The 17,368-nt window shown below is 37.9% G+C and carries 12 protein-coding genes and 1 tRNA gene; 6 read left to right on the top strand and 7 right to left on the bottom strand.

Going from position 1 to position 17,368, the window contains the following annotated elements:
• Positions 1–318: 318 nt before the first annotated feature.
• The gene (gldA, locus tag ACZOVS_RS00730) at positions 319–1,230 is read right to left on the bottom strand and encodes a gliding motility-associated ABC transporter ATP-binding subunit GldA (protein WP_483995320.1); all 912 of its coding nucleotides are present in this window, start codon (positions 1,228–1,230) and stop codon (positions 319–321) included.
• Between the two features lie 887 nt (positions 1,231–2,117).
• On the opposite strand from gldA, the gene ACZOVS_RS00725 reads away from it, so the two are divergent.
• The 5 genes from ACZOVS_RS00725 (at position 2,118) to tsf (ending at position 6,381) form a co-directional block, all read left to right on the top strand.
• Entirely contained in the window at positions 2,118–2,501 is a 384-nt protein-coding gene (locus ACZOVS_RS00725; RefSeq protein WP_483995319.1) for a hypothetical protein, read from the top strand.
• Between the two features lie 1,250 nt (positions 2,502–3,751).
• A complete protein-coding gene (gene rplM / locus ACZOVS_RS00720) occupies positions 3,752–4,204 on the top strand; it encodes a 50S ribosomal protein L13 (protein ID WP_483995318.1) in 453 nt (150 codons plus the stop codon).
• Positions 4,205–4,209: 5 nt separating this feature from the next.
• Positions 4,210–4,596 (top strand): 30S ribosomal protein S9, encoded by a 387-nt coding sequence (gene rpsI, locus ACZOVS_RS00715; protein WP_483995317.1) that lies wholly within the window; start codon positions 4,210–4,212, stop codon positions 4,594–4,596.
• Positions 4,597–4,701: 105 nt separating this feature from the next.
• On the top strand, positions 4,702–5,529 hold the full coding sequence (rpsB, locus tag ACZOVS_RS00710; protein WP_483995316.1) for a 30S ribosomal protein S2: 828 nt from the start codon (positions 4,702–4,704) through the stop codon (positions 5,527–5,529).
• A gap of 24 nt (positions 5,530–5,553) precedes the next feature.
• A complete protein-coding gene (gene tsf / locus ACZOVS_RS00705) occupies positions 5,554–6,381 on the top strand; it encodes a translation elongation factor Ts (protein ID WP_483995315.1) in 828 nt (275 codons plus the stop codon).
• Positions 6,382–6,542: 161 nt separating this feature from the next.
• Here the strand turns inward: tsf and infB are convergent, their stop codons facing one another.
• From infB to ACZOVS_RS00685, 4 genes are all read right to left on the bottom strand, one after another.
• Entirely contained in the window at positions 6,543–9,755 is a 3,213-nt protein-coding gene (gene infB / locus ACZOVS_RS00700; protein WP_483995314.1) for a translation initiation factor IF-2, read from the bottom strand.
• A 48-nt stretch (positions 9,756–9,803) separates the two neighbouring features.
• Complete coding sequence (gene nusA, locus ACZOVS_RS00695; protein ID WP_483995313.1) at positions 9,804–11,057, bottom strand: transcription termination factor NusA; 1,254 nt, start codon at positions 11,055–11,057, stop codon at positions 9,804–9,806.
• A 21-nt stretch (positions 11,058–11,078) separates the two neighbouring features.
• The gene (gene rimP, locus ACZOVS_RS00690) at positions 11,079–11,540 is read right to left on the bottom strand and encodes a ribosome assembly cofactor RimP (protein ID WP_483995312.1); all 462 of its coding nucleotides are present in this window, start codon (positions 11,538–11,540) and stop codon (positions 11,079–11,081) included.
• A 56-nt stretch (positions 11,541–11,596) separates the two neighbouring features.
• A tRNA-Gln gene (locus tag ACZOVS_RS00685) sits at positions 11,597–11,667 on the bottom strand.
• A 216-nt stretch (positions 11,668–11,883) separates the two neighbouring features.
• Between ACZOVS_RS00685 and ACZOVS_RS00680 the strand changes: the two genes are divergently transcribed.
• The gene (locus ACZOVS_RS00680) at positions 11,884–14,958 is read left to right on the top strand and encodes a protein O-mannosyl-transferase family (RefSeq protein ID WP_483995311.1); all 3,075 of its coding nucleotides are present in this window, start codon (positions 11,884–11,886) and stop codon (positions 14,956–14,958) included.
• Positions 14,959–15,029: 71 nt separating this feature from the next.
• On the opposite strand, the gene cysS is transcribed toward ACZOVS_RS00680, so the two are convergent.
• On the bottom strand, positions 15,030–16,499 hold the full coding sequence (gene cysS, locus ACZOVS_RS00675; RefSeq protein WP_483995310.1) for a cysteine--tRNA ligase: 1,470 nt from the start codon (positions 16,497–16,499) through the stop codon (positions 15,030–15,032).
• A 153-nt stretch (positions 16,500–16,652) separates the two neighbouring features.
• Positions 16,653–17,174 (bottom strand): nitroreductase, encoded by a 522-nt coding sequence (locus ACZOVS_RS00670; RefSeq protein ID WP_483995309.1) that lies wholly within the window; start codon positions 17,172–17,174, stop codon positions 16,653–16,655.
• Positions 17,175–17,368 lie beyond the last annotated feature (194 nt).

The raw sequence follows: 17,368 nt of genomic DNA, 5'->3' as shown, positions 1-17,368 counted from the left end.
AAACTTGAGATTGTTCATAGAGGAAAAAATATTGTTTTAGCATTTTTTCTTGTGGTTGCAATCAATCAAATCTTTCCACTTTCGCGTTGCAAATATACAAACTTTTTATAAAAGCAAGCATATTTTAAAAATTTATCTCATTAAACTATATCAATATGATCGTCAATATATTATACCATTATATCAATATCATTGACTGTATTTACAATGTTATAAATCGAAAAACTCCTACAATTTTTGTCTCAATGAATCAAAAATTTCAATAATATTCAAAACTTAAAAATTATAAAATCTGAATGACAGCAGAAATTCAACAAACTATTTAGTGAGTTTTTGGAAACACTCTTCCATACTTACATCTTCCTGTTGCATACTTTTTATGATGATATTATTATCCACAGCCAAACGCATCAGTTCCTGACGCATGTCCAAATCACCTTTAGGTTCCAATATCCATTGAGTATCATTGACTGATCTCGCTTGTTTCAAACTTGATATTTTAGACAGGAATTCTTTTCTGACAATGGTCTCGAACTCGACTACAAGGACATTACGATTTTCCTCGTTGTGCATGATATTTTCGATTCTGTCATTAGCCACCACTACACCTTTATTAATAATAACGACTCTGTCGCACAACGCCTCAACCTCCTGCATGATATGTGTTGACAACAAGACGGTTTTTTCCTTACCCAATTCTCTAATAAGATTTCGTATATCAATAAGCTGGTTAGGGTCGAGGCCGGAAGTCGGCTCATCGAGAATAAGTACCGAAGGATTATGCATCATTGCCTGAGCAAGTCCGACACGTTGACGAAAGCCTTTTGACAAAGCGCCTATTTTCTTTCGCATCTCCACTGTAAGACCGGTTTTCACTATCATCTCTTCAATACGGTTGTCGGCTTCTTTGCCGCGTATGCCGTGAATGCCTGCCACAAACGACAGATATTCCTTAACATACATATCCAAATAAAGAGGGTTATGCTCCGGCAGATAACCCACACAACGACGAACCTCCATGGGATTGTCTGTAATATCGAAGCCTTCTACCGACGCAGTACCACTTGTGGGAGGAATAAAGCATGTAATGATCTTCATCAATGTTGATTTGCCGGCTCCGTTAGGACCCAAAAGACCGACAATCTGACCTTTACCAATATTCAAATTGACATCATTCAATGCCAACTGTTTATCATACTGTTTAGTTACATGTTCAACTATTATCGACATAAGAGAAAAAAATTTACGGCAAAGATAATATTTTTCTTGCATCTTAAAAAGATATTTTATATATTTACACCCAACTTTTAAAAGTTGATTTTTTAACTGTAATTAATAACAAGAACATGGTTTTCATTTATCAAAACCGGCATCATTTGTATATCTCCGATTATATATGGAAGATGGGATTTGATTTTACATGTCACCCATTCCAGCGAATCATTTTTACACAAATATATACAATATGGCAACTTTGTAAAGTAAAACTTCCCAAAACTGTGTCTTTGCCATAATGATGTACCGTTGGCAAAGACTTGTTTTTGATATTGTTTGTATCTTAGGTATAGCTTTCGCGGCTATCTGTTGTCGATGATAATAAAACGACAGGCATCAAACATATTTTAATTATCCATCCGAGTTGATTGGCTCGTAAAAAGAAGTTGAAGTTTTAATGTAGCACGTATTAAAATGGAAAATTATTAACAAAGTGCAAAGAAAAATGCCTTTTCTCACAAAAAAACAGTCTAAGGAACTGCGAGAAAAAAGGAAAAATATTATGAAAAAAAATATAATTATCAGCATAATAAGCATAGTTTTTTTTTACAATTTTATGTTTTATTGGTTGTAAAAAGGCAAGTAGTGCGTTTGATACAACAAATACTATCAATTCAGATAACAATGATAAAACAATCATCAAATACACGTATGATAATTACAATAATACATTAACGACAACATTTAATAAAAATGGTATAACATTTTTTGAATGGAAAAAGGCAGGTATTTCTTCTAAAGGAGATTCAATTGAAGAGTTAATAGGAAACATTACATTTGATTTATCTTCCATTCCACCAATAGACATACTTGACAAAGGTAATGATTTTTTGCTTATAAAAATGGGAAATGATACTTGCCTTTTTGACAACATTGAGAAAAAAGGTAACGAAATTTCTTTTTATGTAACCACACAGACTGATAAGAAAATTTATTTTGTAAGCCACGAAGACAATATGCCATCTTATGATTTTCATGATTTTGCAAACATAGGTGACGTTATCTCTATTGTTGAGATTAATGGAGAGAATAATTGGTATAATCATAATACCCAAGAATTTCTTCCAGTATGGCCAATTATTTGGGGTGGTGCATGCCTTATTTTATCGATTATTGACTATTATTGTGACAAACAAATTGAAGAAGGTGCACAAAATTGCACAAATAATGGACAAGGCACAATTGTTCATTCTTGTGGTGTTGAATGTGTTGAGATATGTGAATAAAATAATACAAATGCCTATGAGTACTTTTTGTAAGATCAACAGCAAAATAATATTAATTAATTGTTTGATATTATTTTTTTCCTTTCTTTCGGGCTTACGGGGAGGAGAATCTTTTTTTTCTAAACTACCGTGAGTTATTCGTGATATTGTTCCTGTATTACATATTTATGACATATTCGACGTCTTTGCTTTTTCCAAAGAATTACAAGAAAACCACAATTGAATGGACTGATGTTGTCAAGTTTTATTTGCGAATTTATTTGATAAATCCAATAATCAGTGTTTGTGCCATTATAATTGGAACATTTATCGGCTATAAAATTTCAACCGACAATAGTATTGATTTCTTTCAGTTTATACATTGCGAACATTCTTTTATGTATTTGTTATCTTTTGTTTTACTTGTTTTAATAATACAAACGGTCTTTATTTGCATTAAACAAGTAGCGAAGATATCAAATCTCATAACTTTGCTATTTACAGGAATAATACCTTTGATACAAGTCGCTCTTTATTTTTATTTCGTTATTATTGAAAACAACTATCATATATTTCAATCGAATGCTTTTATTATAACGGAATTGATATTAATTTTCCTATTTTTACTTTTATCTGTTTTTCTTTTTGTAAAAAAACGATATGATTATGTTCAGTTAAAAGAATGACTATGAGATAAAACAATTTTAATTTCAGGCATTTGCTTCTTCGTTTTATTTGATCAATGGATTTGATGGTATTTAAAAGACTTTTCTCATGAACTCATTTTCTTGTACTTTTGGTCTTTAGTGTCATTTGCCTCATTGTTGCGGAGCGAAGGAGCAAATGCCGGATATATAAATAGTCGGTATTGCAGATAGCAAAAATGTTGTAGTGTAGAGGTGGCAAATCTTATTACTACTTATTATTACTACTCTTGAAACATGATAAAACAGAAATATTATCATGTAAAACATCAAATCTTAATACTTGTGACGCATATCGTTTTATCTATAATTTATCAAGAATCATATAAGCCTGACATCTTTTTTACCGGCTTATTTTTTTATCTTTTGCAAAGATTTTTAAAAATAAAAAAAATAATTTCAAACTTATTTGTTTGATACAAAAAAAATTGTAATTTTGCAACCCGATTTAAACAAGAAAAAAAGGGGATTTCTATAGGCTGGTAAATCTCGGCATTAAGCCGAGAAAAACAGTCTGAAGAGATTCCAAAAAATGTTGAACAAACAGCATAAATTATTATTAATCAAATGGATACATTAAGTTACAAAACAGTAAGCGTCAATAAGGAGCATGCCAACAAGAAGTGGTATGTTGTTGATGCTGAAGGACAAGTTCTGGGCAGATTAGCTTCGGAAGTTGCACAGATTTTGAGAGGAAAGAGGAAGACATGCTATACTCCCCACAGTGATTGTGGCGATAATGTCATCATTATCAATGCCGAAAAAATACTCCTCACCGGCAACAAGATGAATCAGAAGACATACGTTCACTACACAGGATATCCCGGTGGACAGAGAGTAAAAACCGTTAAGGAACAGTTGGCAAAGAAGCCTATTTTCGTGTTGGAACATGCCATAAAAGGAATGCTCCCCAAGACACGTCTCGGCAGTGCCATATTCCGCAATCTGTATGTATATGAAGGACCTGACCACAAACATCAGGCACAACAACCAATAGAACTTAAAATAAACACCAAATAATCATCATGGAAGTAATCAACGCTTTAGGTAGAAGAAAGACAGCTGTTGCACGTATATACATGAAGAGCGGCAACGGCACAATTACGGTAAACAAGCGAGACTACAAGGAGTATTTCCCAACAAGTATCCTTCACTACGTTGTTGAACAACCTTTGATGTTGACCGACAACATCGGAAAATTCGACATCAAGGTAAACCTCGACGGTGGCGGAATCAACGGACAGGCAGAAGCTTTAAGATTAGCAATAAGCAGAGCATTATGCGAAATCAATCCGGAGTATCGCCCTACTTTGAAAGCTAAAGGTTTGATGCGTCGTGACCCGAGAATGGTAGAACGCAAGAAACCCGGACAGCCGAAAGCCCGTAAGAAATTCCAGTTCAGCAAACGTTAGTCTATCAAAAGGCAAGCATTTGTGTTTAGTATCCAAATTGTTGAGATCTATAAAAGAGCTACTCAGCAATTGCATTCGTGAATGTAAACATTAAAAAGAAATCTCATGACACAAACAACATTTGAAGAATTATTAGATGCCGGTTGTCACTTTGGACACTTGAGAAGAAAATGGAATCCCAACATGGCACCGTACATCTTTATGGAACGTAATGGTATCCATATAATAGACTTGTACAAGACACAAGCCAAAATAGATGAAGCAGCAAACGCTCTTCGTCAATTAGCAAGATCAGGAAAGAAAATCCTGTTCGTAGCTACAAAGAAACAGGCAAAAGACATAGTGGCAGAACTCGTGAAAAGAGTCAACATGCCATACGTGACAGAACGTTGGCCCGGCGGAATGCTCACCAACTTCTCCACCATACGCAAAGCCGTGCGTAAAATGGTCAGCATAGACAAAATGATGGCCAGCAGCTCATACAGCAACCTTTCAAAACGTGAACGTCTTCAGATAGAACGTGAACGTGAGAAACTCGAGAAGAACCTCGGCAGTATCGCTGACCTCAGCAGACTCCCAAGTGCAGTGTTCGTGGTGGATGTCATAAAAGAACATATCGCTGTAGCAGAAGCAAGAAAACTCAACATTCCTACTTTTGCCATAGTCGATACCAATTCCAACCCCAACCTCATCGACTTCCCTATACCTGCCAATGACGACGCTTCAAAATCCATAGCACTTATCGTCAGCAGAATGGTAGAAGCCATAGAAGAGGGGCTTACCGAACGTAAAAACTCTAAAGACAAAGAAGATTTTGTCGAAGAAGAGGTAGAAGAAGAAATCAAAGAAAAAGTACAAGACGACGATACTGAGGAAAAAGACGAACGCAAACGTCAAAGAAGACCTCGCAAATCTGTCAACAAAAAAAGCTAATTGTTAACGTAAAATATTAAACTCATGAATATTACAGCTGCTCAAGTTAATGAACTAAGACAAATGACCGGCGCAGGTATGATGGACTGCAAAAAAGCCCTTGTCGAATGTAACGGCGACTATGAAGCTGCTATTGACTATCTCCGCAAAAAAGGGCAGAAAATAGCCGCTAAAAGAGCCGACCGCGAAGCTGCAGAAGGATGTGTCCTCTCCAAAACAACAGAAGACAACACTTTCGCCGCTGTCGTGATGCTTAACTGCGAAACCGACTTCGTCGGTGCCAACTCCGACTTCGTAAACTGCACAAAAGAAATTCTCGACTTCGCAGTAGCCAATAAGATTAAAGATATCGATACTCTTAAATCAGCATCACTCAACGGTCGTCCTATAGAAGACCATATCACCGACTTGTCAGGTAAGACCGGTGAGAAAGTACAGTTGGGAAAATACTTCGCTTTAGAAGCTCCTTTTGTAACCAACTACAATCACCAGGGCAACCGTCTTGCCACCATAGTAGCTTTCAACAAGACCTTTAACGGTATCAAGGAGATAGCTCACGAAGTAGCCCTCCAAATCGCAGCAATGGACCCCATCTCAATAGATGAAAACGATGTCCCTGCAGACGTTAAACAACGCGAAATGGAAATCGGCATGGAACAAGCTCGTAATGAAGGCAAACCGGAAGCCATGCTCGAGAAAATCGCCATGGGTAAATTGAATAAATTCTACAAAACAAACACCTTGTTGCATCAAGACTCTTTGATAGCCGAAGGTAAAAGCGTAAAAGAATATATTCAAGCCGGCGACAAAGACGCTACAGTTACAGCTTTCTACCGCGTGAAATTAGGTTAAATCATATTGATTTGAATCGATAAATTTGAGGATGACGCATGTCGTCCTCTTTTTTTTATCGATCCTTATAAAAAAACAACTGTAATTAGTCGGACTATTAACAAAATAAAAAAGAGAGATAGTATCCCTCTTTTTTTCATATTTATTGAGATATAAAAATATTACAGTTTTCTTGCCACCTCTTTTTCCGTATATCCTTCAATGATATCACCAACCTTGATGTCGTTATAGTCTAAAATATTGAGTCCACACTCATAACCGGCGGACACCTCCTTAACATCATCCTTAAAACGCTTCAGAGAACCCAATGTGCCTGTATGTACCACAATACCATCTCTGATAATACGTATCTTAGTCTGACGATTGACTTTTCCATCGAGCACCAAGCAACCGGCAATACGTCCAACCTTACTAATATTGAATACTTCTCTAATCTCAATATTACAAGTGACGACCTCTTCCATCTTAGGAGCGAGCATACCTTCAATAGCTGCCTTAATCTCTTCAATAGCCTGATAAATAATCGAATAAAGACGAATATCTATCTGTTCTCTTTCTGCTATCCTGCGTGCCTGCAATGTAGGACGGACGTTGAAGCCAACTATGATAGCATTAGATGCAGAAGCCAACATGATATCAGACTCACTGATAGCACCCACTGACTTGTGTATGACATTGACTTGTACTTCGTTGGTAGAAAGCTTCAACAATGAGTCGGACAATGCCTCCACCGAACCATCGACGTCGGCTTTTACAATGATATTCAACTCTTTAAAATCACCTATAGCAATACGACGCCCAATCTCATCGAGTGTAATATGTTTCTGGGTTCGGAGTCCCTGTTCTCTTTGCAACTGTTGGCGACGACTTGCGATAGACTTCACCTCTTTCTCATCCGACATTACATTGAAGTTATCACCAGCCTGAGGAGCGCCATTAAGACCGAGAAGCAACAATGGCGTAGAAGGACCTGCCTCCTTGAGAAGCTGATTGCGTTCATTAAACATAGCCTTCACCCTGCCATAAGTAGTACCAGCAAGTACAATATCACCTATCCTCAAAGTACCATCCTGAACAAGCACCTTGGCGACATAACCTCTACCCTTATCCAAAGCCGATTCTATAATAGTACCTTTGGCAAGACGGTTAGGATTACCTTTAAGGTCGAGCAGCTCAGCTTCAAGAAGCACTTTCTCGAGAAGTTTGTCAACATTGAGACCCATCTTGGCAGATATCTCCTGCGATTGATATTTGCCGCCCCACTCCTCCACGAGAATATTCATCTGTGCAAGTTGTTCATATATCTTCTGAGGGTTGGCAGTAGGTTTATCTATCTTATTTATTGCGAAGACTATAGGCACATCAGCAGCCTGAGCATGGTTGATAGCCTCAACAGTCTGAGGCATGACGCTATCGTCAGCTGCAATAACGATAATGGCGACGTCAGTCAATTTGGCACCACGGGCACGCATGGCAGTAAAGGCCTCATGACCCGGAGTATCGAGGAAGATGATTTTCTTACCCGACTCGGTACGCACCTCATAAGCACCAATATGTTGAGTAATACCGCCTGCCTCACCGGCCACTACGTTGGAGTGCCGTATGAAGTCGAGCAACTTGGTCTTACCGTGGTCAACGTGTCCCATGACAGTGACAATGGGAGCCCTTGACACCATATCTTCCGGTCTGTCAGGTTCATCATTCTCTGCAATAGCCTCCTGCACATCAATACTTGTAAACTCCACCTTGAATCCGAATTCCTCAGCAACGACAGAAAGAATTTCTGCATCAAGCCGCTGATTTATGGATACGAACACGCCGAGTGTCATACATGTGGAAATGACCTTGGTAACAGGAATATTCATCATGGTTGCGAGTTCATTAGCAGTAACGAACTCCGTAACCTTGAGAATTTTCTTTTCTTCCTGTTCATGCATTCTTTCCTCCTCCATTTCATTGGCAATACTCTGACGTTTCTCGCGTCTATGTTTTGAAGTTTTCGATTTACCGGGAGCTGACAGACGAGCCAATGTCTCTTTTATCTGTTTCTGGATATCTTCTTCCGACACCTCCACTTTCTCTTCAACAACATTTTTACCTTTATTGCCAAAACGGTTAGATTTGTTTTTGTCACCTTTATTAGGCTTTCCTCCGGATTTGCCGGAATTTCCACCTTGTTGTTTACCTCCTTTATTATCCTGTTTTGATTTCTCAGAGATAATATCATTAGTATCGACAAGTTTCTTGTCTATGCGTTTACGTTTTTTCTTTTTATCTTTACCAATTTTCTCATCTGAAGAAGAAACCACAGGTTGAGGTTTGGACTTTTTAAACTTTTTATTGTCATCAGGAAGATCTATTTTATCAACTATCTTAGGACCTTCAAGTTTATCAACCACAGTGCCTATAAAACGAGGACCCACAGGTTCCTGTTTCTGTTCCTGTTTAGTAGCTGCAACATCAGCAGCAGGAATATGTTCTTTCTTATCCTTGTTATTATCGATAGGATTATGTTTGTCAATAGGTTTGACTAAGGAAGACTTATTAACGGCATTATCCTTACCATGTTCTTTCTTAGCATCATTAGCACCTTTATTATTATGTTGATTATGAGGTTTCTTACCATCATCATTAGATTTGTCCGACTTATGTTCATTACCTTTTTTGTCCTTTTTAGTATTAGGAAGGTCTATTTTCCCAACAATAGTAACCTGAATACCTGCTTTGTCCTGAACAGGGAGATTATCATCGGGTGACGACACATTATTATTGACAGGGTCCTTATATTCGTCAGCAGACACAGTTGGCATCTGAGTCACCTTGTCAACGGAATCCGGTTTCATGTCATCAGTTTTTTCCTGTACAGGTTCCTGTTTAGGTTCCGCGACAGGCCGGACAACAGAGACAGGTGCCAATTTCACCTCTTCCTTCACCTCTGTCACAGGCTCATTCACCTTCACCGGTTCCACTATAGTTGAAACCACCTCCTCTTGTTTCTTTTCTTGTTTTAACTCAGGTTCTTCAACTTTCTTGACAGAACTATAATCACGAGATTGGGAAGACGTCTCCGGAGCATTTTCTATAATATTGGTCTTAATAGAGAGTTTTTCTTCCTCCAACTCATTGTCAGTATTTTTCTGCACTACTTTTTTGCTTATATTTTTAATGAAGATCTGTTCGGAATTCATCTTCACCTCTTTCTCCGAACGATATTCTTTTTCAAGCAAAGCATATAACTCTTTATTTATTTTAGTATTCGGTGAAGGGTCTATCTTATGACCTTTTTTTGCAAGAAATTCAATAATGGTGGACACACCCACATTGAACTCCTTGGCTACTTTTGAAATTCTGATATTTATATTTTCTTCGGACATAGGTAAATGTTAGTTAATAATCAAATCTTTTACGATGTATAACAAAAATTATTCATCTTCGTCAGCGAACTCAGCATTCAAGATGCGGAACACCTCTTGTACTGTTTCTATTTCGAGGTCAGCACGTGAAGCCACTTCTTCAGGTTTATAGGCGAGCACATTCTTTGCCGTGTCACAACCCATATTTATGAGAGACTCGATAATCCATTCATCGATCTCGTCGGTAAACTCTCTAAGGTCAACGTCATCTTCAGTCTCAATTTCTTCTGTATTACGATAGACATCTATGGCATAACCGGTAAGTTTTCCGGCGAGTTTTATATTATATCCGCCCTTACCGATAGCGAGGCTAACCTGGTCATTATCCATATATACCTCGGCAGTTTTCTTATCTTCCTTGATAATAATAGAAGAAATCTTTGCCGGGCTAAGAGCTCTTGTGATAAACAAGTCGGGTTTTGAAGTATAGTTGATAACATCAATATTTTCGTTTCTCAACTCTCTGACAATACCATGGATGCGGGAACCTTTCATACCGACGCAAGCGCCCACGGGGTCAATACGGTCGTCGTATGATTCGACGGCTATCTTGGCTCTTTGTCCGGGTTCTCTCACTATCTTACGAATAGTAATAAGACCGTCATAAACTTCCGGAACTTCCATCTCGAAAAGACGTTGCAAGAATATCTCATCGGTTCTTGACAAAATAATAACCGGCTTGGCATTCTTAATCTCCACACTTTTCACCACAGCGCGAATAGAATCCCCTTTTTTGTAAATATCAGCCGGAATCTGTTCGCTTTTAGGCAATATCAATTCAATGTTATCTTCATCGACAACCAATATCTCTTTTTTAAAGACCTGGTTAACCTCAGCATTGACAATCTCACCAACTTTTTCCTTATATTTATTATAAATATTGTCTTTTTCATATTCAGAGATCTTGGTTTGCAGGTTTTGTCTGATGGCAAGGATATCGCGTCTTCCGAAATCGAGAATATTGACAATCTCAGCCACTTCGTCACCGACTTCGAAATCAGGTTCTATCTTGATGGCGTCAGAATAAGCTATCTCGCTAAGAGGATTAACGACTTCGCCGTCTTCGACGACAACACGATTATGATAGACCTCAAGGTCACCTTTGTCGATGTTGACAATAATATCGAAATATTCGTCGCTTCCATATTTCTTTGCCAACATAGCCTTAAACACATCTTTAAGAATATGCATCATAACCTCACGGTCGATGTTCTTAAAATCCTTAAATTCGGAAAAGGTATCGATTAAGTTCAACGTTTCCATTTTTTTATTTTTTTCTTGTCTTTAAAAGTTTATATACGGTTTTACTTCTTTTATTTCATCAAATTTTATTGTTAGCGCATCGCCAAGAGAGATTTTCGACAATTTGCCATACTTTTTCGTCACAACTTCCATAGCTTCAAGCTGTTTTTCATCGAATGAGTTGAGTCTATATATCTTTTTCTTACCATCATTAAGAGTCACCAATAAATCTTTTCCAACATATTTGTTGTATTGTCTTAATTTCTTCAATGGAAAATCTATACCGGCAGACGACACATTCAACTCATAATCCTCAACATCTCTATTCAAATGTTCCTCAACAAAGCGGCTCAACTCCACACAGTTCTCTATTGTCACTTGAGTATCGGCATCGATAAAAACATCAATAACATTATTTTTATCGACATTGACATCTACGACGAACCTGTCGCTTCCCTCCAAACATTCTTCAGCAATATTTAATATTTGTTCTTTTGTAATCATTTATTCAACAAATAAAAAAACCTGTTACGACCGTAGCAGGTTTTATGATTAACTTGTTGTCGAACAAGGATTCGAACCTTGACAGGCAGAACCAAAATCTGCAGTGCTACCATTACACCATTCGACACCATCTTGTATCATGAATGCGGTTGCAAAATTACTGATTTTTTCTTACATGTCAAGCAAAAACCATAATTTTTTACACTTTTTTAAAATCAAAAAATATTTATTGAAAATCAACAACCTAAGACAAAACTTCTATCATACCTTAAAAAAATATATAATTTTTATAAAAAATAAGTATCTTTGCAAAACATTATTTTGTATAAAAACAAATAAACTCATGAGTTTCAAAAAATTAAACAACATTGTAGGATGGGTGGTATTTCTTATTGCCACTATAGTCTATTTTTTGACATTAGAGCCCACAGTCAGTTGGTGGGATTGTGGTGAATATATTTCAACAGCATATAAATTGCAGGTAGGACATCCTCCGGGAGCGCCTTTATTTCAGATGATAGGACGATTTTTCTCGCTTTTTGCTTTTGGCGATGTCACCAAAGTAGCACTCATGGTAAATATCATGTCTGCCCTTTGCAGCAGTTTGACTATATTGTTTCTTTTCTGGTCCATCACATTGCTTGCGCGCAAGATATGGCTTAAAAATGGAGATGACGCACCTTTATCCAACAAAATAGCCGTACTTGCTGCCGGTGTTGTAGGTGCTTTGGCTTACACTTTCACTGAATCATTCTGGTTCTCCGCTGTAGAAGGTGAAGTTTATGCTATGTCATCTTTCTGTACCGCCTTGACATTCTGGGCAATATTGAAATGGGAACAAGTAGCTGACGAGCCATACAACTATCGCTGGATATTGTTTATAGCATACCTTATTGGTCTTTCCATAGGCGTCCACCTGCTGAACCTGTTATGTATCCCTGCCGTTGTTTATGTAATTTATTTCAAAAAATACAAACCGACAGTAAAAGGGTTTATTCTTTCCGGCATATTATCAATACTGCTTTTAGGATTCATTCAAATAGTTCTGATACCATTGATAGTCTCACTCGCCGGAAAAATAGAATTATTCTTTGTCAACGTGCTCGGAGCTCCTTTCAACGTTGGCACTGTTGTTTATTTCATTTTACTCATTGGATTGATAGTATTCGGTTTATATTATACCCAAAAACATAAGAAAGTAATTCTCAACACTATCGTTTTGTCATTTATGTTCATAGTAATTGGCTATTCATCATTCTTCATGCTTATTATACGAGCCAATGCCAACACTCCCATAAATGAAAACGAACCTAAGGACGCCATTTCCATGCTTTCATATCTGAAACGTGAACAATATGGTTCATGGCCCATTCTGTACGGACCTTATTACAATGCCAAACCATACGATGCAAAGGACGGAAGTCCCATTTATGTCAAAGACACGGAAAAAGGCAAATATATCATCACCGATTACAGAAGAAATACCGAACCTATCTATGACGACAACATGATGACAGTATTTCCTCGCATGTGGAACGGAACGAAAAAGACTTATATAAGCACATATGAACATTACATAGACAAAGCCAAGATGAAGTCCGTGACCGAGAAACAATATAACGGAGAGACAAAACGTGTCTTACGTCCTTCTTTCTGGCAAAATCTAAAATATTTTATAGACTATCAATGCGGACACATGTACTGGCGTTACTTCATGTGGAATTTCGCAGGTCGCCAGAATGACATACAGGGTGAAGGAGAAATAGAAAACGGCAACTGGGTAAGCGGCATAAGTTTCATCGACAATGCCCGATTGGGAGACCAGGATAATCTGCCCAAAAGCATGCAGAATCCCGGACATACCGAATATTATTTCCTGCCTCTCATACTCGGTTTGATTGGTCTCTTCTATCAAATAAACAAGAAACCTGAAGATGCATGGATAGTATTCCTGTTGTTTTTCATGACAGGACTTGCCATAGTGATGTATCTGAATCAAACGCCATATCAGCCACGTGAACGTGATTACGCCTATGCCGGTTCATTTTATGCTTTTGCCATCTGGATTGGCTTCGGAGTACTCTATTTGACAGAACTTGCTCAAAAAGTGATAAAAAACAAAACTGTTGCAGCCTCATCTGTTGGCATTTTATGCCTTTTAATACCTGTTTTGATGGGTGCACAAGGCTGGGAAGGTCATAACCGTTCAGGAAAGACATCGGCATTGGACTGGGGCAAGAATTATCTTACCAATTTAGAGCCTAATGCAGTGATATTTACAAGAGGAGACAACGATACATTCCCATTATGGTATGTTCAAGAGGTAGAAGAATATCGTACCGATGTACGTGTCGCCAATTTCATGCTATCATCAGGATATTGGTATGTTCATCAAATGGCACGCAAGACATACGATTCAGAAAAACTGCCTCTCGCATTGACACCAAAACAATATGACAACGGAGTAAACGACAGAGTGGCTATTTACGATGTCATTGGAGATTATGTTGAGCTCAAAGATGCCATTGATTTCATCAAATCCGATGATCCGAGGACACAACTGCCAATAGTAAGTGGTGAAAAAATCAATTATTTGCCATCCAGAAAACTCAAACTCACTGTTGACAAGGAAGCTGTTGTACGCAACGGCATAGTACCGGAAAATATGAAAGACAGAATTGTTGACACCATTTTCTGGACAATACCGGATAATGTTGACCTTTTATATAAAAACGACCTCATGTTACTCGACTTTTTCGCCTCCAACAACTGGGAGAGGGCTGTTTATTTCACAAGCATCAGTGACATAAAGAATGTGTTAGGCATAGACAAATACCTGCATCAGGAGGGTCTTGTTCACCGTTTCATTCCAGTAGAGGCTGATTATTATTACAAAAACTCCGGAGGTGTTTATGTAGAAGGTTCATACGACTTGCTTATGAACAAAGTCAACTGGGGCAACATCAATGACCCGGATGTCACTTTGGACCCTGAGACAAGACGAAACATTCTGTATGCCAAACAATCATATCTGCGTTTAGCACAAGCTTTGCAAGAACAAGGTAAGAACGACTCCGCTGTAAAAGTTATTGACAAATGTTTGGAATTCTTCCCTGACGATAAAATGGCTTTCGACTTTTACATGATGTATTATCCTGATTTATATTACAAAGCCGGAGCTACAGACAAAGGTGACAATTTGGTTAATACAATAGTAACCAACGCTTTAGATAACATAAACTATTATGATAGTCTAAAACCTCGTTTCAAAAAATATTATACTGAAAGTATTCGTGAGAACCTTGCACTCATCAACCAAATGTATGACATAACAAGTAAAAACAAACGTACTGAGCTAAGTAATGAGCTTCAGTCAATATTAAACGAGAAAATCACCATGTTTTACGACATTTTATGATAACATCAAATATTAAAGTAAAGCGGGCGTATCGAATGACACGCTCGCTTTACTTTAATATCTACAATCAATCATTTAACACTCCATGTAGTCCCCTCCTTACCATCTTTCAACACCACATTGAATTCTGCAAGTTTGTCTCTTATCAAATCGCTTGTTGCCCAATCTTTTTTAGCTCTTGCTTCTTTGCGTATATCGATAATCGTCTGCATCAACCCATCGACAAGGTTATTGTCATCGGACTTTTCAGTATTTACAAGACCAAGTATCTCGAAAACAAAGACATCGAACAATTTTTTCAACGACTCCAGGTCTCTACTATTAATTTTAGAATGACCATCATTGACAGAGTTTACGATACGGACAGCCTCAAACAAATCAGCTATGACAACTGGAGTGTTGAAGTCATCATTCATTGCATCATAACATAAATCTGTAATTTTCTGTATTTCAAGGTCTTCAGCTGTATCATCAGGGATGAGTGTCTTAACAGATTCAGAAGCTTCGATCAAACGTTTATAACCTTTTTCGGCAGCCTGCAAAGCCTCATTGGAAAAATCGAGAGTACTTCTATACTGTGCCTGAAGTATAAAGAAACGTATAGTCATAGGAGAATAAGGACGTTCAAGCAGTTTATGGTTGCCGGCGAAGAAATCTTCGAGTGACATGGCATTACCCAACGACTTACCCATTTTCTGTCCGTTGATGGTAATCATATTATTATGCATCCAATAACGTACCGGCATCTTGCCGTTGGCAGCCATAGACTGGGCAATCTCCGATTCATGATGCGGGAACAGCAAGTCCATGCCGCCACCATGAATATCGAACTGTTCCCCAAGATATTTGCAACCCATGGCAGAACATTCAGCATGCCAGCCCGGGAATCCGTCACTCCAAGGAGACGGCCAACGCATGATATGACGAGCATCAGCCTTCTTCCACAAGGCGAAGTCGACGCCGTTGCGTTTCTCGGATTGTCCCGCCAATTCTCGCGTGTTGTTAAGCAACTCATCTACATTGCGACCTGACAATATACCATAATGATAATCCTTGTCATACTTCTCAATGTCAAAGTAAACAGATCCATTCGACAAATATGCATAACCATTATCCAAGATCTTCTGTATCATGGCTATCTGCTCAATGATATGCCCTGAAGCATTAGGTTCTATCGACGGACGCAGCACATTGAGTTTATCCATACTGTTATGATATCTGACAGTATAATAATGAGCGACTTCCATAGGTTCAAGGTCTTCCAAACGTGCCTTTTTTGCTATCTTGTCTTCTCCCTCGTCTGCATCATGCTCCAAATGTCCCACATCGGTAATATTGCGCACATAACGCACCTTATAACCAAGATGTTTCAAATAACGGAACACTATATCAAATGTTATTGCAGGACGTGCATGCCCCAAATGAGCATCTCCATAAACAGTAGGACCGCAAACATACATTCCCACATGAGGAGCATCAAGTGGCTCGAACAATTCTTTCTTTCGGGAAAGACTGTTGTAAATATAAAGTTTATTTTCCATTATTCTAAAGTTTTAGTATGCAAAGAAACGAAATTTTAATGAGTCTTTGACAAGAAGACACAATTTTTTGTATTTGTAAAAAACGAAATCCTCTCATCTGAAAAGACAAGAATATCAGAGTCAGTACAATATATATTTTCAACAAAGAAAATATTACACAAAGCGGCAATAATCCGGTTTTCTCGGAGAAGCCGGCATAATATTTTCAGAAACCGGATAACCGAGAATACAATGACCTATACCTTCATAATCATCTGTGAGTCCCCATTTTTTCAACAGTTTTTTACCTTCTTCACTGTTGAATACTTCTTTAGCTCTATGAACCCAGCAACTGCCGATGCCCAAGGAGAATGCCGCATTCATAAGATTACCCATCACCAAGGAACCGTCATAAATAAATGTAGGACACTTCCTATCGGCAAGGACTACAAGTACTACGGGAGCACCATAAAAAGGATCGTTGTCAGTACCCAAAACAGCAGCATTAAGTCTTGAAAGATAATCGCGTTCAGTCTTATCAGTAACAGCTATTATCACAGGCGACTGCTGATTACGCCCTGTAGGTGCATAACTGCCGGCTTCCATAATCTTTTCAATAACATCTTTGGAAGGCATGGAATCTTTATATGCCCTCACGCTGCGTCTGTTTTTCAAAACATCCAAAACATCATTCATAGTCATTTATTTTTGCAAATATAACAATTATCAATGAAAAACCGTCATGATGTTCTGTAAAAAAACAAACAATTCGTCAAAAAAACGAAACCTCCTGAAGAACAGGAGACAAGATAATGATAAAAAAAGTTAAAAAAAGTATTTTAAAAAAGTAAAAAAAGAAAATAATTTTCTACTTTTGTAGGTTGGAAAAA

Source organism: Candidatus Limimorpha avicola, from assembly GCF_056978975.1.
This window is presented reverse-complemented; position numbering and strand designations above follow the sequence as displayed.